The following is an 18,751-nucleotide window of genomic DNA, read 5'->3' as shown; positions in this document are numbered from 1 at the left end:
CCGGATTCACACGGACAGCAGGTACAGCGTCAGCGTGATCTCATTCGATCAGGTCTGGTCGAACCCGAACTTGCGGACGTCTTGCGCGCAGCGGCAGGCGACCGCCACGTCGGACGGACCACATGCCGCACCACTGCTCGGCGCCGTACTTCTCGAACCGCTCCACCTCGGTGAACCCCAGCTTCGCCGCGACCCGCATCGAGCGATCGTTCGCGGTCTGGGTGTAGAGCACCACCGGCTCGCCGGGAAGCGCGCCGGCGAACCAGTCGAGTACCGCTGCGCACGCCTCGGCGGCGTACCCGTATCCCCAGGCATCCGGCAGGAACATGTAGCCGAGCACAACCTCCCCGGCATCCGTACGGACGTCACCCGGACGCTCAGCGTCGCGCCGATCGAGCGTGGCCATGCCGATCATCGCTCCGTCGAGATCGACCACGAAAAGGCCAGGGCGCCGCCTGGGCACCGCAGGTACCGCGAGCTCGAGCTCGTCACGCGGTCGAGCTCCGCCGACGTACGTACCGACCTCTGGCGAGGCCAACAGCTCGATGACCGCCGCACGGTCGCGCGCCTCGGGCTCACGGAGCACGAGGCGCTCGGTCTTCATCGGAGCAGGTGGCCAGGCGACGGGTCCGAGCTCAGTCATGGCGCGCAACCTACCAATGCAGTGGCTCTCGCCCACCCGCGCACTGGAGCACGACGACTTCGGCCGACCCAGCTGTCTCTCCTGCCCGCGCTCAGATTCCTGGGTGCTCGGAAGCGTCAGTCGCGGCGGTCCTCGCGATTGTCCTGGCGGTCGTCACGACGGTCGTCACGACGGTCGCGGCGGCGGTTGACGCCATGTGCGACGACCACGGCACCTCCCACGGCCATTGCGGTCCTGCGCCTGCGTCGGGCTGCGAGTGGCATCTCAGGCTCCTTCCTCGGTCTACTTGGTCTCTTCGGCCTCAGCGGCGTCGGCCTCGATGGCGGCGATCACGGCCTGGATCGGGATCCGTCCGCTGGCGGCCAGGTGACCGCCGGCGTGCCGTACTGCCGTACCGAACGGCGCGGCCCACAGGTTCTCCCAGACGAGTACCGCGGCCGAGCTGCCGGGCTCGATGGTCTCGGCGAGGTCCGCGACATCCTGCTCACTGAGCAGCATCGCGATCTCGGTCTCGAACCTCCGCAGCTCCCCGATCTCGGTATCCTCCAGATCAGCCGCCTCGTACGCCTCCAAGCTGCCGTCCGCATCCTTCATGAGGAACAGCAGGTCGAGGATCCGGATCAGGCCCCGGTCGACATAGTCGGTCAGGATCGGTGCGATCTCCCCAGTCAGCTTGGTACCGGGGAACTCGACGACGACCCAGTCGACCGGACCCAGCTCATCGATGTTGACAGTCATGCTCAACCTCCAGCGGTCAGACTTGTTGGATTGCGTCGATCCGGTTCGAGCTGATGGCTTTGGTGAAGTCTGCGAAGTCCTGGTCGTTCTGGGCGGCGTAGCGTTCAGAGAAGTCGGTGATCGACTTGTCGAAGGCATCGTCTTCGCCGAGATAGGCGGCGATGGAGACCGCGTCACCGGATCGTGCGTGTGCACGGGCAAGGGTCCATCCGCACGTACGGGCGTAGAAGGCCAGCGTCGCGGGCGCCATCAGCTCTACGAGCGCCGAGCCCTTCATGTCGCGCAGTTGGCGCCAGTAGAAGTAGCGGTCGGCCTGAACACCTTTGGACCAGCCCAGGAAGATGTCGCTGCTGGCCTGCATCAACCGCTGGCCCTGCACCACGCGCTCGCCGGCTTGCTTGAACCTGCTCTTGCGCAAGGTTCCTTCGAGAACCGACCGGGTGGCTTCCTTGACTTGGAGGAACAGCGGATCGCCGCGGTCACGGCCCTGCAGCAGGACGACGAACGCTCGGGTTCCGACGCTGCCGACGCCGACGACCTTCCGTGCCCAGTCGATGATCTCGAAGCGCTCCAGAAGTTGCCGAAGCTCGGGTCGAAGGGTGGACCGGTAGTCCCGGAACAGGTCGAGGACGACCTCCTCGAGAACCCCGGGCTCCAGGCCGTACGTCGCGTGCAGTTCGCGCGCGGGGACGATGACCGGCGGGACACTGGTGATGCGGTAGCGGCCGTCGACCTCCTCGCTGAGCTTGGAGAGGGCCTGATCGCTGTTGCGGGAGTGCGCCTTCAGCGCGTTCTTCTCGAACCGCTTCTGGGCCTCTTTCACCTGCTTCGGCGTCATTCCGCTCATACCGGACGGCTCGCCGGCGAGCTTGGTCTTGTCCTTCTTGGATCCCTTGCCTTTGCCCTTTCCGTCGGCTCCGGCGAAGAAGGCGTTCACCGACTGCTTGATCTGCTCCTCGGCGGTGCGGGCGTACCAGACGTCGAGGGTTTTCATGGCGGCGAACTCGGCCATCGCCTCCCGGTAGGACGTGGCACAGGCCTTCGTGATCGCACGAGCATCCGACTCCGAGCAGCCGTTGTTCTGTGCCGCCACCATGAGACTCGCTGCCAGACGTTTGACGTCGTACTCGAACGGGCCCGGAAGGGTCTCGTCGAAGTCGTTGATGTCGAAGAGCAGCGTCCGCTCCGGCGAGGCGTAGACGCCGAAGTTCGACAGGTGGGCGTCCCCGCACAGTTGGACCTCGAGACCGGCCGTCGGTGTCTTGGCAAGGTCCTCGGCCATGATCTTGGCGGCACCGCGGTAGAACGTGAACGGCGAGGCCATCATCCGGCCGTGCCGCACCGGAACCAGGTCCGCGTCACGCCGGAGGTTCTGTTCCTCGATGAGTGCGACAGGGTCCGGCCGGTCCGGCGCGGGCCGCCACCCTTCGTGACTGTCCGGCGACACTCGCGCGCGAGCCTCCAGGCCTCGTGCTTTGCGCTCATCCAGAGTCAGATGTTCAACTTTTGTCGGCACGATCGGCCCCCTCCTGTCGTCCGCAGGCGCCGCTCGTCGCACGAGCCGGAGTCCCCCACCCTGCATTCCGCGTACCCGTCCGACGATTCCGCAGAACCCGGCTCACAACATCACCCCTGCGGGAGGATTGGCGTACGTCGCAGGCCCGGAGCGGGCCGGGCGGCCGACCAAACCGCCGGTCCGGCGTCGGCTCAGTGGCGATCGCCTGAGGCCAGCTGGGGGAAGTAGTGGAAGGCGACGTCCCTGATGACCTCGACGATGAGTTGCGGCGTTAGTTCGGCGGAAGGGTCGTCCAGTTGCGATGGGAGTTCGACCCCCAGCTGTCTGGCGTGCTCGATGATGCCGGGTGCGACGTCCTTGCCCAGATAGCCAAGGGCCTTGCCCAAGGTTTCGTAGTCAATCGCCCAGGCCGGCAGCGGCTGGGCCGCGACGGTGACCCAGGTCTGCGGATCGCGCGGTGTGTCGCGGGTGAACACGTGGTCGAAAGTGCGTGCCGAGGCATCACGCTGGGTGAACGGCGCGCCGAGGTCCCAGGCCTTGCGCAGCCTCGCGATTTGCGCGGCCATGCCCGCCTCCTCTCGTCTGAGGACGTCTCCGGTGTCCATCCCACCCCACGAAGGGCTGCCGCTCCTTCACCCCGAACGGACGATTCCGTAATCCCGATGACGTCGGAGGTCAGCCCCGCGATAATCGCCGACGTGGATGAGGTCGAGGTCGTCGTCGCCCATAACGAGCGCGCGACTCTGCGCGTCGGTGACGTGTTCCTGAAGATCGACGCTGATCAGACGAACATCGACGTCGAGGTCGAGGTCGAGGCGATGGCCCTGGCGCCGGTCCCGACTCCGCAGATCCTGTGGCGCAAGCCGCCCGTACTCGCGCTCGCCGCCGTCCCGGGGACTGCACTCGGCCGCCTCGGCGAGCCGTCGACCGCGTCCCCGGCGGCGTGGGCCGCGGCGGGTGCCGCCGTGCGAATGCTGCACGACGCGCCACTGCCACCCTGGCCCGGTCGAAGCCGCGACGAGATCGCAGCACGCCTCGACGGCGAATGCGAGTGGCTCATCGCGAACGGCGTCCTTCCCACCGACTTGGTCACCCGCAACCGCCAGGTTGCCGAGGCCGCGCTCCGGCCGTGGACACCGGTGTTCACGCACGGCGACCTGCAGATCACCCACGTCTTCGTCGACGGTGACAAGGTCACCGGCGTGATCGACTGGTCCGAGGCGAGCCAGGGCGATGCAATGTACGACCTCGCCATCCTGACGCTCGGGCACGAGGAGCACCTTGCCGACATCGTCGCCGGGTACGGCGCCGACGTCGATCTCGACGTGATCCGCGCGTGGTGGTCATTGCGAAGCCTGAGCGCCGCCCGCTGGCTCGTCGAGCACGGCTTCGACCCGTCCTCGCCAGGCTGCGAGTTCGACGTACTGAAATCCCGGATGTAAGCCGCACCAGCCCGCCGACGGTCGTTTCGAGCTTCCGCGACCTCATCGTGGAACGGCAGTCGTTCCACGATGAGGTCGCGGTCGACGTCACTCGGCCCGAGGCCGCGGCTTGAAGCGGCGAACCTCATGCGGCCAACCGCATGCCTCCGCGATCTTGCCCGCCCACATCTTCGCGGCCTCGTCATCGGCCACGTCCACCAGAGCGAACCCGCCCAGAAACTCCTTGGTCTCGACGTATGGTCCGTCGGTGACCAACACATCGCCACCGGTGGGGTCGGCGTTGTAGACCGGGCCGTCCTCTTCCTCCAGCCCCCCAGCGAAGACGTAGACGCCGGCAGCCTTCATCTCGTCCACTGCCGCCATGGCGAGTGGCCCGCGCCCGCGGAACCACTCCTCGGTGTGGTCACCCACCCACTGCTGGTTGAAGTAGATGAGGTACTCAGGCATGTCTGCTCCTTCGGCTCGAGCGGACCCACTGTCCGCCTCCACCAACGCAACGAACGGCGTCCGGTGGATACGACAGGCTATCGACAAGACTTTTCACGAGACCGGCACGACGACCCGGCTAACGGTGCAGGAGTTCGCGTCTCATCACGGGCCGGGCTGGGAAGGTGCGTCCGATCTCGGCGAACCCGGCCCGCCGAAACATGGCGAGAGTTCCAGTGAAGACGGCAGAGGGTGACGGGGTTCCGGCGAGCCCGTCGGTGTCAACGGGGTAACCGTCGAGTACCGAGGCGCCGTGTTGCGCCGCCCAGTCCACAGCGGCCTCGAGCAGCGCGACTCCGATGCCGCTCCCACGGTGTTCGCGGCGCACCACGAAGCAGGACACCCACCACGCGTCCGGATCCTCATCAAGGACGCGGGCAAGTACCCGGTTCTGGGTGATCCCCGGCAGCGTGGAGCGCGGCACCACCCGCGTCCAGCCGACCACGTCGTCATCGACGATGGCCAACAATCCGATCGGGAGATCTGCTTCGAGGACCTCACGCTGCAGCGCGCTGCGGTTATCGGGCTCCTGGTGCCGACAAAACCGTTGGCACCAGCACGATGCGGGGTTCTTCTCCCGGGGTCCGAAGACCCGCCCGAGTTGCGGCCACATCTCAGCAGTCGCCGGCACCACACGCACCGTGCTCATCCGTCCGGATCCCCTCTGTCCCGTCGCTCTGGATTGCTTCACCCAGACGCTAGACCTCGGTCAGCCAGGTCACACCGTCACGGTCGGCTCTTTGTCCTCGGCGAGGACGAGAAAGTCGACTACGAGGGCGACCAGCGTGCCGTCGGTGGCGACACCCCAGTAACACGGATATGCGCCGTCCCCGTAGCCGCTGGTAGCCATGGCCGAATCGGTCACGTCGCCGAGCAGACTGAAGGTCGTGCCTGGGGCGACCTCGAGTCCTTCGGTCTGGCGGCCGTACAACTCCTCGGCCCACTGCGCCTCGCAGCGAACGAGGTTCGCCAGGTCGAGAATTGCCACATTGCCGGCGTCAACGCCGATGATGTGTGTCCCATCTATGCATTTCGCGGGCTGCCAGGTGGCTGCGGGGAGGTCTGAGAGCCGAAGGCGCAGCGCGACGTTCGTCTGCGCAACCGTGGCCACCTCGACCGGGTACGTCCCAGCAGGCACTCGCCGGGCGAGCGGTTCGTGGTCGAAGCCGATGTAGCCGAAGTCGCGGACGGTCAGAACACCCGAGCGGCAGGTGATGTCCCCGAGTCGCTGCACATCGAGGGTCGCCGGCTCGCCGAACGGTGCGACCGTACGACCGGCTACGAACAGGCTCGGGATGTTCAACTCGAGGTCGGCGTCGATCGCCTCGAGGGAGCCTTCGGTCTGCGGTGCGCTCAGCAGCCGTTCGGCTTCGACCTCGTCGATCAGCAGGACTCCCGGCGGATCAAGGAATGACAGGATCCGGCCGATACGCCACTGCCCCTCACGAAGCACAAGTCGGTACTCGAAGTACCTGCGCCGCCCACCGTCCTCGACTACCGATCGCACGCTTGCTTGGTCGTCGTGGCCGATGACCTCGGTGATGGATTCGCTCGCAGGACTGTGTGCCGGACGGCTGGACAGGACGCCTTCCTCGCCGGTTTGCGTGCCACGCAGACAGTGGGAATCGACCAACTGGGCCAGTTCGGCTCGCCACGCCTCCGAGAAATCTGGATCCAAGGAGAAGTCCGTCCCGGCCCATCCTGCTCGCTCCCATGCCTGATGGAAGTCTGCGATGAAGGCCTCGATACGAGCCTGCGCGTTGGCGATCATCGCCCGAGGCTACTCAGCTGAAGAGGCCAACAGCGTCCGGTACGTCGCCGTCGATCGGAGGCTCACCGGGTGGCGATCCTGACGCCGGAGTTCATTCGGATGAGTGGCGGGCCTGCTGCAGGTTCGACTGGTGGGGGCCGGAGAGCCAGTCTTGCGCCAGACGCGCGTCGACCGGGTCATCTCCTCGCCGCAGCGCGTCGATGTAGGCCTGATCGGCGGCCAGGCGGGCCGCCACCTCGGGCCCCTCGGCAACGGCCCCGTGGCCGGGGACCAGGACATCGACGTGCCGGGCAGCCTCACCGAGCCGGTCGAGTGCCGTCTCATAGGCGCCCACCTGATCGGGACGGCGAGCGTCGAGGAGCGGGATCAAGACGTCGGAGAGCATGTCGCCGGCGAGCAGGACGCCACGGTCCGCGAGGAGCACCGCGGCGTGGCCGATGGCGTGCGCCTGATGCTCGATGATCTCGCCCGGCACGGGTCCCCCGTCCGTGGGCAGCGGGGTGAGAAGCCCGATCAGCTCCAGAGGAATGCCCGACGCGCTCTCCGCCGCCATCGCCTGCGCCCGCTCTCGGGCTTCACTGGCAACCTGGACGCCGCCGGGGGTGGCATAGCGCGGCACGTCGCCGAACCGGGAATGCCACAGCAGGTGGTCCCAGTGTGGATGGGTAGAGAACCCGGCGACCACCGCAATGCCGAGCCGGTCCACGTCATCGGCGAGCTCGCTCAGATCGGAACCATCGATACCGGGATCGACCAGGACCAAGCCATCTTCCCCGCGCACCACGACGGCATTGCTCCAGACCCACTCGCTCTGCCTCACCCAGACGCCGTCGGCCACCTCATTCAGCATGAGTGCACCTTGCCAGGCGTCTCCATCCGACGCGAGCAGCGACGCCCTTCGGATCCGGATTCGGGACCGGCAGGCCCGACCGAGCCACCGTCCGGGGACTCACGCACCGCAGCGGACGGCGGAACCCGCGGAGCTCGCGCTCAGGGGACCACGGTCATCTCACTGGACTCAGCCCCGTGCCGGCGGCTTCGCGTTGTACTGGTTGAGGGCCGCGACGAGGGCGAGCCCGGCGGCCTCCACGACATCCGTGGACGACGCCCGTACCGCAACTCTGCGGCCCGGCAGCTCCACCTCGAGCTCGACCTCTCCGACAGCCTCGCTGCCCGGGCCGACCGAGTACGCCCGGAACGCGACGACCCGCGCCTCCACGCCCGTCGCCTGCGAGATCGACTGGCACACCGCGTCGACGAGCCCGGTGCCGGAACCCTCAGCGTGCACCTGTTCCCCAGCCCGGGCGAGCTTCACGTTGGCGCGCGGCCCGTCCTGCGTACCCCCGGAGTACGTGATGCCGTCGAGCTGCCAGCCGGTGGACGACTCCGTCATGCGATCCCCCTCGATGTCCAGCAAAGCCAGGGTCAGTACGGTCCTCGAAGCATATTGCGTCCGCCCCTTAAGCCGGAGCCTAACCGTTCCCACCTGCGAACGGCCCCACCTGACGACAGCCGGTTGATCGCCGAGGAGCCGTCACTGGATCAGCCGTGCCGACCGACCCGAGTGATGAGTTACCGCGCCCGCCCCCGTCATACCTACAACGCGACACGACGAGACGGAAGGATGACGTTATGAGTGCGGAAACGCGGCTGGAGGAGCTGGGCGTGAACGGTCTGGGCGGGAGCGGGCTGGGCGAGGTCGATGAGCCGGCGTTCTCGGGGCTGGCGGAGCGGCACCGCCGAGAGCTGCACGTGCACTGCTACCGGATGCTCGGGTCGTTCCAGGACGCCGAGGACACCGTGCAGGAGACGTTCCTGCGTGCCTGGCGGCGGCGGGAGACCTTCGAGGGGCGGTCGACGTTCCGGGCCTGGCTGTACCGGATCGCCACCAACGCCTGCCTGGACCTGCTCGCTGAGCGCCGCCCGGAGCCCGCGACCGGCGGCGAGGTGCTGTGGCTGCAGCCCTACCCGGACCGGCTGCTCGACGAGCTGCCCGCGGACGACGCGGACGAGCCGGAGACCGTCGCCGTCGCGCGGGAGACGATCGAGCTGGCGTACCTGGTCGCGGTCCAGCACCTCGCGCCGCGCCCGCGGGCCGTGCTGATCCTGCGGGACGTACTCGGCTGGCCGGCGAAGGACGTCGCGGAGCTCCTCGGGGACTCCGTCAACTCCGTGAACAGCGCGCTGCAGCGGGCCCGCGCCGGCCTGCGGGAGCACCTGCCCGCCGAGCGGCAGGACTGGACCGGCGGCGAGGAGGACGCCGGGACGCGCGAGCTGGTACGCCGTTATACCGAGGCCAGCGTGGCCACGGACATCCCGGCGCTCGCCTCGATGGTGCGGGACGATGTCCGATCCTCGATGCCACCCACGCCGGGCCTGTACGTCGGCCGCGACACGGTGGTGAAGTACTGGATCGAGAGCGGCTTCGAGGGCATGACGGGCCTGCGCGCCGTACCCACCTCCGTGAACCGGCAGCCGGCTGTCGCTTTCTACCACTGGCGGCAGCAGGAGGACGCGTACCTGCCGCTGACGCTCGACGCCCTGCGCATCACCGGCGGGGCCATCAGCGAAATCGTCACGTTCCACGCCGACCAGTTTTCACGGCTCGGGCTGCCGGAGCGCCTGCCGGCGGACGGCACAGAGTAGTCCCGGTGCGGACGCTCGCGCTGCGCGGCGGCGAGCGTGTCGCGGTGGTCGCCGCGGAGTGGTACGACGCGTTCGGCGTCGTCACCCGCGGGCGGGTGCAGCTGGAGCTGCGCGACGGCGAGCCCGGGCCGGTCCTCGGACGCGACGCCGGGTTCTGGCTCCGCGGCACCGGCGTCCGCGCCCTGCGGAACCCCGGCCGTTGCACGGCGAGGGTGCGCATCGTCACGCCCAGAGCAAGGACCGTCAACACACCCCGTACGCCAGTTACCGAATGGTGGAGGAACGACATGAACAGCATCAAAAACAGCGAGGTCGTCGCAGGCCCGGCATCGGGCCAGACCAGCCACACCCACCGACTCCGCGGGCTCGCCGGCACAGGCTTCATCGCCACGCTCGCAGCGATGGCGGCCACCACCCTCGCCGCTGCGCTTGCCCAGGCCGTTGGCGTCGACTTCGAGGTCCCCGACGGTGGCGAATCGATCCCGTTGGCCGGCTTCGCCGTGGTGACCGGCTTCTTCTCGGTCGTGGGCGTCGTTATTGCCGTCGCTCTTCTTCGTTGGAGCGCTCGCCCCGCCCAGCGATTCCTGTGGACGACAGTGTCGCTGACCGCGATCTCGTTCGTCCCGCCCCTTCTCTCCGGGGCGAACACCGCCACCATCACCGCCCTCCTCGGACTACATCTCGTTGCTGCGACAGTGATGATCCCCACCCTCGCGAGGAGCCTCCGCATCCGGACCGCTTGACGATCCCGTACGCCGCGACTGTCGCGCATCACCTGGCGGACGTGATCGCGGATCAATCGGCATAGGTGCAGAGTGGTGACCAACTGAGAACCGGACCCCGCCAGGAGAAGCCCGATGAGTATCGAGCTGAACCACACGATTGTGCACGTGAAGGACCGATGGTCCGCTGCTCGCGATGTCGCCGAGGTACTCGGTCTGCCGGAGGCGAGAGCGTACGGCCCGTTCGCCGAGCTGAAGTTGGACAACGCGGCGAGCCTGGACTTCATGGACACCGAGGGCCAGATCCGCGGCCAGCACTACGCCTTCCTTGTGAGTGAGGAGGAGTTCGACCAGATCCTCGGTCGCCTGCGGGACGACGGCCGGCAGTGGTGGGCAGACCCCTTCAAGCGCCAACCACAAGAGATCAACCACGCAGACGGCGGCCGCGGCCTCTACTGGGAGGGCCCCGACGGCCACTGGCTAGAGATCATCACCCGCCCCTACGGCAGCGGCAGCTGACCTCGGAGCCTCAACACCGAGACTTCAGCCATAAGGCCAGGCCCCGAGAGCCGGACGGTGAACACGACTATGTCGTCGTCTGCCAGGTACGGATTCGACAGGTCGCGGTAGGCAAACCGCGGCACAAGCTCCATGCGCGCCCAGCGATCCCCGCTGCTCCATCGCAGCGCGAGCCTCAAGCCGTCGTCAGCCTCCTCAAGCACGGCGAGATGTTCTCACGACCTCAGGCGCGCAACGCACGTACATGCCGCCGACCGTGAAGTGCGGAACTGCCGATGTGAGGATGTCCCGACTGGCCATGCTCGTGCGCCGTCAAAGTGGCGATAGGTGCCTACGCCGAGGGAGATTCGCCGACTAACGCGATAGTGACAGTGCTCTCCGGGGAGAGTGTCGCCAGGTTTGGCGGCTCGCCTTCGCTCCGCGCCAGGAGAGCCTCAACTGCTTCCTTGAATCCTTCTACGCCATCGGTGATCGACAGGAAATCGCCACTGACATGGTCAACCTCCACGGTGATGAGGCGCTTGTCGTCCGGCGGCAGCAGCAACACGGAGATGCCCGCCCCCGTCACCTCCGACCAGGGGTAGCCAAACCTCCTACCGGAATCGGTCAGCCAGACTCCGTCCTCGTCAACGTTCACACGGTCGGTCACCTGTGTACCCTACCGATGCGCCATGATGATGGCCTCCGTTGCTCGGCTCTCGCGCGGATGACAGTGCGCGCATGCGGACGCCCGCCGAAATCTTCTGGCAGGGTGTCGGATCCGGAACGTAGCGTTCGTCGAACAGGTGAATGGCGGCCAATCGAGGGCGCTAAGACAAGGAGCCAGGCGATGACGTACGCACGGTCTACATGCCCCACGAATCCGTCGCACATGACGCGGGAGGCGTCGTGAAGCTCCTACTCACATCGGGAGGCGTGACGAACAGCAGCATCCGCGATGCGCTGGCCGACCTGCTGGGCAAGCCGATCTCCGACTCCCGTGCGCTCTGCATCCCCACGGCGCAGTGGGGCCACCCGATGCTAGGGCCTGCCTCTGTGCGAAGCTTCGTCGCCGGCGATCCTCCGTGGCACATGATGACCAGCCTGGGCTGGGCGTCCTTGGGCGTCCTGGAGCTCACCGCGCTGCCCAGCATCGGCGAGGAGCGGTGGGTGCCGTGGGTCCGAGAGGCCGACGTACTGCTGGTGGACGGCGGCGACGCGACGTACCTGTGCCACTGGATGCGGGAGTCAGGGCTGTCGGAGGTCATCTCGTCGCTGCCCGAGACGGTCTGGGTAGGGCTCAGTGCCGGCAGCATGGTGATGACACCGCGGATCGGCAACGACTTCGTCAACTGGCCTTCTGCGCCGGACGACCGCACGCTCGGGATCGTCGACTTCTCGATCTACCCGCACCTGGACCACGAGCTCATGCCCGGGAACACCATGGCCGACGCGGAAAAATGGGCCGCCGACATCGCAGGTCCCGCATACGCCATCGACGACCAGACCGCCATCAAAGTGACCGACGGCACCGTCGAGGTCATCTCCGAAGGCCACTGGAAGGCCTTCCCCGCATAGCCGCCCACCTGCTTCGGACTGTCCCAGCGCCCGTCCGGTGACGGACGACGCCGGCAATATTTGCGCGCCGTGGGGCGTGCTCGAGGGTCTTGAGATCGACATCAACCGCATCGGCCGAAGCACGGCCGCCACATCATCCACACCGGCGGACGTTACGACTCCCGCCTGGTCCTCCCGGTCCAAGGCCCGCGTCGACCAGGCCGGCCTTCAGTCCGGACAGGGATGTGGTTGCCGTCTCGGAGTCGGAGGGTGACATCGCGGACCATCCCGCGGGCCGGCGCCCGATGCTGTGGCTGTGACCTGACTTGTGGGACCCCGCGGACGCTGTGCGCTCGTCACCTGGTACGTCGAACGCGCGCAACTCGAGCCCTACTGCCGGCTGGATAGGTGACCGAGTGCGAGTAGTCGCCCGCGGCGATGTGAATCTCGAGGCTAGGGGCCAGCGACGACGAGGGCCTTCCAAGCTGTGTCGCCGTCGGTGTTGATCCAGAGACGCGGGCCTGGTTCCGGGCCGGTGCGCGAGTACAGGCTGCTGACGGGGGCGGCGAACCCCGGCTCGCCGGGGCCGCAGAAGTGGGCGCCGCCAGGCGCCCCTTCCGCCAAGTTGCCGCTGACAAGGATGGCGGGGACGCCGTTGAGGACCAGACCTCCTTCGCCGATGTTGCCGGTGACGTGGGGCGCGCGGACGAAGTGACCCGCCGGGAGAAGGTCGGTCGCCGCATTTGCTTGCAGCAGAAGCTGATTCCGGCACCCGGAGAACGTGTTGTCGGCGACGCGGACGTTGCCCACAGTGTCGGAGCCGGCCGTCATGCTCACGCAGGTGTCGAAGGGCCCGATGGGCAGGTCCCGGAATCGGGGCGGCAGCTTGGCGATCCCCCGGAACCGGTTGCCGACCACGTCCCAGCCGGCAACCTGGCGCTTGTAGACCTCGTGGATCGACTCGAACTTGAGGGCCACAGGGATTTCGACGCCCGCGTACGACGCCACGTCGTTGTCACGGAAGCTGACCGTCGAGGCATTGGTGATGGTGATGAGTGCCTCACCTTCGCGAGCTGGGCGGAAGGTGGAGAAGCGGTTCCGGGAGATGTTCACCGTGCGGGGGAAGCCATGACGGAGGAGGTGCAAGGTCTTGGATCCGAGGCTCGTGATGCCCACCGCCTGCGGAGCTAGCTCGCTTTGTGGGTTGAGATCGAGCTGGAATTGGTTCGGATCGACCTTGATCGCCCAGTAGTCGACTCCCTCGTGCAGACCCCCCGGCAACGTGCCGCCGGCTTCGACCGAGGCGAGTATCGGTCCCGCACCCGTCTGCAGCCGGTGCCCAGTGTGGGTAAGAGTGTCAGTCTCGACGTCGATGACCTCTGGATCCCCTCCCGACAAGGCATAGTCCGTCGGTCTCGACGAAAGGTTCATCAGTGTGCCTCTTGCCGCGTTCTCCGGACGGACCACGCTGTTGTCTGCAAAGAGCAACCGTTCGATGGCACCGGACAGGCGCACGACGGTCCCTTTCACTCCCGGTCCGATCTCGATGTAGTTGCCGACGATCGCCAGGTCTTGGGCGTTGTGGACGCCGAGCTGACCGCCGAGGATCTGGTTGTACGCGAAGGTGTTCACCCTCGAGCGCGCCTCCGGCGAGATTCCGGACAAGGTCACGCTCACACTCAGACTGTCGCGAACCATCGTGTTCCCCAGGATGAGGTAGCCCGACGGGCCGGCGTCTGGAAGGCCGCCGGAGGGCTCCATGTCGATGTCCTGGTCGCTTGTTCCCTCGAACCGGTTGTGCAGGATCGACACCTTCTTGGCGAGGCGCTGGTTGCTGACCCCGGAGCGACGGTTTCCCAGGAAGTGGCAACCGGAGATCATGATGTCGGAGAACTCGTGCCGCGGGTCGGCCGATGACTCTGGCGCGATCGCCACGCCGTCGCTCACGGCCTGCCGAAGGGTGCAGTCGATGATCGAGATGCGCCGGGCCCCCTCACGTCGCTTGATCGAGGCACCGATCACGACAAGGTGCAACTGATCGTCGTGCTCGTCAAGCTTCTCGGCCTTGGAACCGTCGAGACAGAGGTCTCGTACGACGACGTCGGTCGCGTCGCCAATGTGGATGAGCCGCCACGACCCTGGGCCGACCATCGCGAGGACGCTACCAGGCCCCTCCCCCATCAGCACGAAGTCGTGCACCCCACGGAGGTCGATGCTCATGTTGGCGTTCCCCGAGTCGGTGAAGGGGTACGGCGCCGCCCGCGCGGGCACCAGAACGCCGGCGTGCCCCTCGTCGACAGCCTTCTTGATGGCGTCCTTAAAGAGGCTGGTCCAGTCGACAACGGTGTCGGGATTGGTATTGGCAGCGTTTGCGATGTCGAGGACGTTCACGAAACTCATGACCTGACCACCTCTCCGAACGGCGCGGCCCGGACGGCGCCTTGGCCCATCGATGCTGGCTAGTTCTTGCCGGAACTACCCTCATGACCGTCGTACCGGACAACTCGCCGCCGGCAATCACCGCCTCATGGACGACATCGAACTCGTCCTCGTCCACCGCCGATTCCTTGAACGGGTCATCAGTGTTCATGGCTTCTCCTTCAATATGAAGGAGCACGGAACGGCAGCGTGAGATACGCGAGCCCATGGGACCGACGCTGGGCAGTGCCATCGGCCGACTTCGTCGATGCGACAACGGGACAGGTCTGCAGGAGCCCACCGGGAACGATGGGAGCGACACCTCGAGTGGCCGCTCATGGCAGCGGTAAGGTCGTGTCCTCTCGCCGCGATTGATGCAGCGGCGCCGTTCCAGTTCCGGATTGACACGGTGGACACAACGTCCGGACATGCCGCTGATGGGGGTAGTCCAAGCGCAGGGTAGCCATCGGACAGCGCGGACTACGGCGCCTGGGTCATGAGTAACCTGACGATGTCTCAGGCGGCTCCTTTAGTTTCGAGTCGCGCGGGGCCAGGGTCAGACGATGTCCGATGAGCCCGTTTTCAGCACCATCTCCGAATAGCTCTGCATCGTCTCTCATGGGCGCCAGGACATCACTGGCTGCCTGCATCGTCGTCAGGCCCGTCAACTAGAAGAGACGGGAGTCCTCTGACCTGCGGTGGAGCTTAGCGGATTGAGACCCCTGTGCTCTTCCATGCCATGGATTTCCGCCGTGATGTGGACGCTTCGACGACCTTGGAATCGCGTCCACCGACGTCCATCCGCGTCCGGCCTGGTGTGCGGTCGTTGCCTCCCGGTTTGCCTCCCGCGCGGGCTCACCGGGTAGGGCCTGATGCGACTGCTAAGCATGACTGCCCTACTGCAGCCATGGCATCGTGCTGCGGTGACCCTCATTCTTCGATCTGTCCTGGCTTACTGACCGTGAGTCCGAGGTCCTTCATCTCCCGTACCGACTTGCCCTTGAGCTTGCGTCCGAGCAACGGTCGGCCGTCGGAGTGCTGGTAGACGCCGACCGGCTCCTTGGCCAGCGGCTCTTCCCAGCCCCGGTACAGGGCGATCAGGCGGAGGGTGAAGCCGATGACGAAGGAGATCCCGGCCGAGGCCCAGGTCCCCAGTCCCACGGCGTAGCAAACGAGCCAGACGGCCCCCGTGAGGAGCGCGATAGACACGAACCACTCGCCGCGGATGAACTGCTTCGGTGGGACCCCGCTGGTGATGTCGATGTAGTAGCGCCCCGCGGTGGGCCCGATCACCGCGATGGCCAGGATGCCGATGACCGGCAGCCCGGCGGTTACCGCGGCCTGGGCGCCGGCGATCGCGTACCAGGGCAGCGAGAACGAGGTCATGAACTGGAACAGGCCCTCGCGGAACAGCTGCCCTTGGGCGAAGGCGAGTTCGTAGCCGATGATCCCGGCGATCAGGCACACCGTGATGTAGGCGGGGTTGGTGAACGCGCCTGGAATCTTGTTCAGGAGCACGTCGCGGGTGATTCCGCCGCCGAGGCCGCCGAACAGCGCCATGAGGAGGATCCCGACGATGGTGAAGTTGCGGTAGTGATCAGGCCGGCGGGCCAGCAGCGCGCCGTTGAGCGCGTTGGTCGAGGCAGCGATCAGGTCGATCAAGACGAAATTGCCGGTGAATTTCCAGCCGCCATAGTCGATCCCGGCGGCGAGGACTCCGAGGTCGATGCTCATGATCCGACAACCTCCATCACAGCGCCGGGGCCCCGCCGGGTTGAAGCGCAGGATCAGTCGCTGCGTCCCGGGCGCGGCCCACCGCTCGATCGTTTCCTGGCTGGGCGGGCCTTCCGCCCAGGCCAGCACAAGCGAGGTGCCGGGCGGCACGAACGCGCCCAGGCCCTTCAGCCGCCGGGCGGACAGCCCGCGTCCCGCCCATAGGCCGTACAGGGCCCCGGCGACGACGCCGAACAGGGCCCACAGGATGCCGGTGACCAGTCCGCTGTCGATCGCGCCGAGAACCCCGCCGTTGCCGATGAAGCCGACGATGACGCCCCACACCAGACCGAAGAGCCCCCAGCTGATCGTGTCGCTTTTCGCGAAGGCGGCGGACCCAGTGGTGGGATCGATCACCCGCCGCCGGCCGTGCTCGTTCGCCTCGATGACCAGCTCGACCTGCGGCGCTTTCTGGTCCTGGTGGCCGGCGGAGCCGGACTTGCCCAGGGCCTGCTGGGCTCCGTGCTCACCGGCGAACCGAACCAGCAGCATGCTCAGTTCGGCCGCCTGGTCCGCGGCCACCGTCGGTGCCGTCGGCGCGGCCGAGGTCTCCAGCGGGTTCGACGCGCCGCTGTAGGCCCGCGCGGACAGGTCCGCTCCGATGGCCGCCGCGCTCGCGGTCGAGGGCTCGAAGGAGGCGGTGGCCGAAAGGACGCGCCGGGGATCGGTCACCCGGACGAACGCCACAACGGCGGAGGAGTTGCCCGGCAGGCGCCCGCCGATGCGCTTGAGCTCGTCCTTTGCCAGCAGGTGCTCGGTGTAATAGGCGTACAAGCCGCCGCAGACGGCTCCGAGCACCGCCCAGACCCCCAGGCCTTCCAGGCCCCCGGCGAGCAGGCCGAAGATGCCCCACGTCAGCGCCGACGTCAGGGTGCCGGCCAGAGTTCGGCGCGGGTCATACACCACCACCTTGTGCTTGGCGTCGACCTTGACGACCACCTGGTCCAGGACAGTGTCTCCGCCACCGGCGATGAGCTTGTCCAACTGGCTGCGGATCTGCGCGGCCCGCTTCTCCCCGGCGAAGCACGCCAGCAGAACGCACAGCTCGGCGGCCGCGCTGCCATCCCCCGATGGTCTCGCGGGGACTGCGCCTGCCGGGCCGCCGCTCATCCGGACTGGTGCTCGATCCCGTGGCTGGGGTCGGGAAGCGCGTCATGAGACCTGACCAGCGTGGTGATGTACTGCACGATGGGACCGATCTGCAGGTGTGTCTGCGGAAGCAGCTCACCGGGCTGGGGAGGCACGTACGGGTCCGGTGTGCCCGGCTTGATCGGCGGCTCCACCACCAGTGACTTCAGGAACGCCCCGGCCGCCGCGGCGACCGGGTGCAGCACCCAGGCATGCGGGAAGTCGACCGGATGCTCCTCACGCGGATCCCACTCCAGGTTGTAGAGGATCGGCACGTTGTTCGGGGACCACGTGGAGTAGAAGTCGTCCTGCTTGAAGAGATGAACCTTCCACTGACGCCATTTCGCCGCCTGCAGCCGGTTGCCCTGCAGGCACAGAACCATGTCGCGGCCCGATTCCTCGGCATCACCCAGCAGCAAGCCGGCCATGTCCATGCCATCGATCTGCCGATCACCCGGCACGGTGCCGCCACCGGCCTTCACCAGCGTCGTGAAGAAGTCCACCTCGTGCACCAGTTCATTGCTGACCCTGCCCGGAGGGACCTTGCCCGGCCACCGCACCATGCACGGCGCCCGGTTGGAACCCTCCAGCGCGGTGAACAGACCCCCGCGCCACGGTCCCGAGAATCCGCTCCACTGACCGCCGAGCGGATCCGGGTCGGCCACCGGGAAGCGGTAAGTGGTGTCGGCGCCGTTGTCGGAGGCCCACACCACGATCGTGTCCCCGGCGATCCCCAGCTCGTCGAGCTTGTCGAGAATCACACCGGTGAAGTCGTCCATCTGAGTCAGGATGTCGGCCCAGTTACCCCGCTTGGTCTTACCCGCGTACTCCGGGTCCGGGATCGGCGGGATGTGGACCTGCGTGTAGGGCAGGTAGACGTAGAACGGCTTGCCCGCCTCCTGGGAGCGGGTCATGAAGTCACAGGCCCACTCGGTGATCTTGCGGTCGAAACCGGCCCGGAACTCGGCGTCGTAGTCCGAGATGGTCTCGGGCTTCTCGCCCTTCTTCCGCGAGTAGATCGGCTCCGCCCGGAGTGGGATCTGCGCCTGCCCGGCGTACGGGGTGGCGGTCACCGGGCCGTCCGGGAAATAGGACTGCATGGTCCACAGCACCTCATCGGCGGTCCGTGGGCTCCACACGGCCTCGTCGAACCCGAAGTCCACCGGGCTTCGCGCCTCAGGGTCGCTGCCCAGGTGCCACTTGCCCCACATCCCCGTGGCGTACCCCGCGTCGGACAGCGCCTGGGCGATCGTGACCTCCCACCGCGTCATCCCATCAGGCCCGCCGCTGAGATCCACCGTCTGGGTGCCTGAGCGGATCGCATGCCGCCCGGTCAGCAAGGCCGACCGGCTCGGCGTGCACTGCGCCTCGACGTTGAAGTTCAACAACTTCAGACCCTCACCGGCCAGGGCA

At 67.1% G+C, this 18,751-nt stretch carries 19 protein-coding genes; 5 read left to right on the top strand and 14 right to left on the bottom strand.

Features of this window, described 5'->3' with window-relative positions; all coding sequences use genetic code 11:
- Positions 1–40: 40 nt before the first annotated feature.
- From ACZ3HV_RS39220 to ACZ3HV_RS39205, 4 genes are all read right to left on the bottom strand, one after another.
- Positions 41–643 carry a GNAT family N-acetyltransferase gene (locus ACZ3HV_RS39220; protein WP_465692292.1) on the bottom strand — a complete coding sequence of 201 codons (603 nt, stop codon included), beginning with the start codon at positions 641–643 and terminating at the stop codon, positions 41–43.
- A 282-nt stretch (positions 644–925) separates the two neighbouring features.
- Complete coding sequence (locus ACZ3HV_RS39215) at positions 926–1,381, bottom strand: DUF6325 family protein (RefSeq protein ID WP_360367123.1); 456 nt, start codon at positions 1,379–1,381, stop codon at positions 926–928.
- Positions 1,382–1,397: 16 nt separating this feature from the next.
- Entirely contained in the window at positions 1,398–2,897 is a 1,500-nt protein-coding gene (locus ACZ3HV_RS39210) for a DUF2252 domain-containing protein (protein WP_465692289.1), read from the bottom strand.
- 191 nt (positions 2,898–3,088) lie between these two features.
- Positions 3,089–3,463 (bottom strand): hypothetical protein, encoded by a 375-nt coding sequence (locus tag ACZ3HV_RS39205; RefSeq protein WP_465692287.1) that lies wholly within the window; start codon positions 3,461–3,463, stop codon positions 3,089–3,091.
- A gap of 132 nt (positions 3,464–3,595) precedes the next feature.
- Here ACZ3HV_RS39205 and ACZ3HV_RS39200 point away from each other — a divergent pair, with 132 nt between their 5' ends.
- Positions 3,596–4,339, top strand: a complete 744-nt coding sequence (locus ACZ3HV_RS39200) for a phosphotransferase family protein (RefSeq protein ID WP_465692285.1) — start codon at positions 3,596–3,598, stop codon at positions 4,337–4,339.
- Positions 4,340–4,426: 87 nt separating this feature from the next.
- On the opposite strand, the gene ACZ3HV_RS39195 is transcribed toward ACZ3HV_RS39200, so the two are convergent.
- The 5 genes from ACZ3HV_RS39195 to ACZ3HV_RS39175 form a co-directional block, all read right to left on the bottom strand.
- Positions 4,427–4,786, bottom strand: coding sequence for a YciI family protein (locus ACZ3HV_RS39195; RefSeq protein WP_465692283.1), 360 nt, complete (start codon positions 4,784–4,786; stop codon positions 4,427–4,429).
- A 118-nt stretch (positions 4,787–4,904) separates the two neighbouring features.
- Positions 4,905–5,474, bottom strand: coding sequence for a GNAT family N-acetyltransferase (locus ACZ3HV_RS39190; RefSeq protein WP_465692281.1), 570 nt, complete (start codon positions 5,472–5,474; stop codon positions 4,905–4,907).
- Positions 5,475–5,543: 69 nt separating this feature from the next.
- A complete protein-coding gene (locus ACZ3HV_RS39185) occupies positions 5,544–6,596 on the bottom strand; it encodes a DUF4241 domain-containing protein (RefSeq protein ID WP_465692279.1) in 1,053 nt (350 codons plus the stop codon).
- A 91-nt stretch (positions 6,597–6,687) separates the two neighbouring features.
- A complete protein-coding gene (locus ACZ3HV_RS39180) occupies positions 6,688–7,446 on the bottom strand; it encodes an MBL fold metallo-hydrolase (protein WP_465692277.1) in 759 nt (252 codons plus the stop codon).
- A gap of 168 nt (positions 7,447–7,614) precedes the next feature.
- Positions 7,615–7,989: an alpha-isopropylmalate synthase regulatory domain-containing protein gene (locus ACZ3HV_RS39175; RefSeq protein WP_360367101.1), complete on the bottom strand. Its 375-nt coding sequence runs from the start codon at positions 7,987–7,989 to the stop codon at positions 7,615–7,617.
- Between the two features lie 239 nt (positions 7,990–8,228).
- Here ACZ3HV_RS39175 and ACZ3HV_RS39170 point away from each other — a divergent pair, with 239 nt between their 5' ends.
- The 3 genes from ACZ3HV_RS39170 to ACZ3HV_RS39160 all read left to right on the top strand — a co-directional run bounded on the left by ACZ3HV_RS39170 (position 8,229) and on the right by ACZ3HV_RS39160 (position 10,483).
- Positions 8,229–9,242 carry an RNA polymerase subunit sigma-70 gene (locus ACZ3HV_RS39170; protein ID WP_465692275.1) on the top strand — a complete coding sequence of 338 codons (1,014 nt, stop codon included), beginning with the start codon at positions 8,229–8,231 and terminating at the stop codon, positions 9,240–9,242.
- Positions 9,243–9,247: 5 nt separating this feature from the next.
- The gene (locus ACZ3HV_RS39165) at positions 9,248–9,985 is read left to right on the top strand and encodes a DUF6069 family protein (RefSeq protein WP_465692273.1); all 738 of its coding nucleotides are present in this window, start codon (positions 9,248–9,250) and stop codon (positions 9,983–9,985) included.
- Positions 9,986–10,099: 114 nt separating this feature from the next.
- Entirely contained in the window at positions 10,100–10,483 is a 384-nt protein-coding gene (locus tag ACZ3HV_RS39160) for a VOC family protein (RefSeq protein WP_465692271.1), read from the top strand.
- On the opposite strand, the gene ACZ3HV_RS39155 is transcribed toward ACZ3HV_RS39160, so the two are convergent.
- On the bottom strand, positions 10,465–10,686 hold the full coding sequence (locus ACZ3HV_RS39155) for a hypothetical protein (protein ID WP_465692269.1): 222 nt from the start codon (positions 10,684–10,686) through the stop codon (positions 10,465–10,467). The two genes, ACZ3HV_RS39160 and ACZ3HV_RS39155, sit on opposite strands and share 19 nt — an antisense overlap.
- Positions 10,687–10,814: 128 nt before the next feature.
- Positions 10,815–11,132: a hypothetical protein gene (locus ACZ3HV_RS39150; protein WP_465692267.1), complete on the bottom strand. Its 318-nt coding sequence runs from the start codon at positions 11,130–11,132 to the stop codon at positions 10,815–10,817.
- 239 nt (positions 11,133–11,371) lie between these two features.
- Between ACZ3HV_RS39150 and ACZ3HV_RS39145 the strand changes: the two genes are divergently transcribed.
- The gene (locus tag ACZ3HV_RS39145) at positions 11,372–12,040 is read left to right on the top strand and encodes a Type 1 glutamine amidotransferase-like domain-containing protein (protein WP_465692265.1); all 669 of its coding nucleotides are present in this window, start codon (positions 11,372–11,374) and stop codon (positions 12,038–12,040) included.
- A gap of 432 nt (positions 12,041–12,472) precedes the next feature.
- On the opposite strand, the gene ACZ3HV_RS39140 is transcribed toward ACZ3HV_RS39145, so the two are convergent.
- The 3 genes from ACZ3HV_RS39140 to ACZ3HV_RS39130 all read right to left on the bottom strand — a co-directional run.
- The gene (locus tag ACZ3HV_RS39140) at positions 12,473–14,419 is read right to left on the bottom strand and encodes a hypothetical protein (protein WP_465692263.1); all 1,947 of its coding nucleotides are present in this window, start codon (positions 14,417–14,419) and stop codon (positions 12,473–12,475) included.
- Between the two features lie 948 nt (positions 14,420–15,367).
- A complete protein-coding gene (locus tag ACZ3HV_RS39135) occupies positions 15,368–17,320 on the bottom strand; it encodes a TRIC cation channel family protein (protein WP_465692261.1) in 1,953 nt (650 codons plus the stop codon).
- Positions 17,317–18,751: sulfatase-like hydrolase/transferase (locus ACZ3HV_RS39130; RefSeq protein ID WP_465692259.1), on the bottom strand; the 1,435-nt coding region annotated here is incomplete at its 5' end. The genes ACZ3HV_RS39130 and ACZ3HV_RS39135, both read right to left, overlap by 4 nt.

The organism is Kribbella sp. NPDC020701, assembly GCF_055562215.1.
The sequence above is the reverse complement of the archived record's forward strand: the minus strand, read 5'-3'. Positions and strand labels throughout refer to the sequence as shown.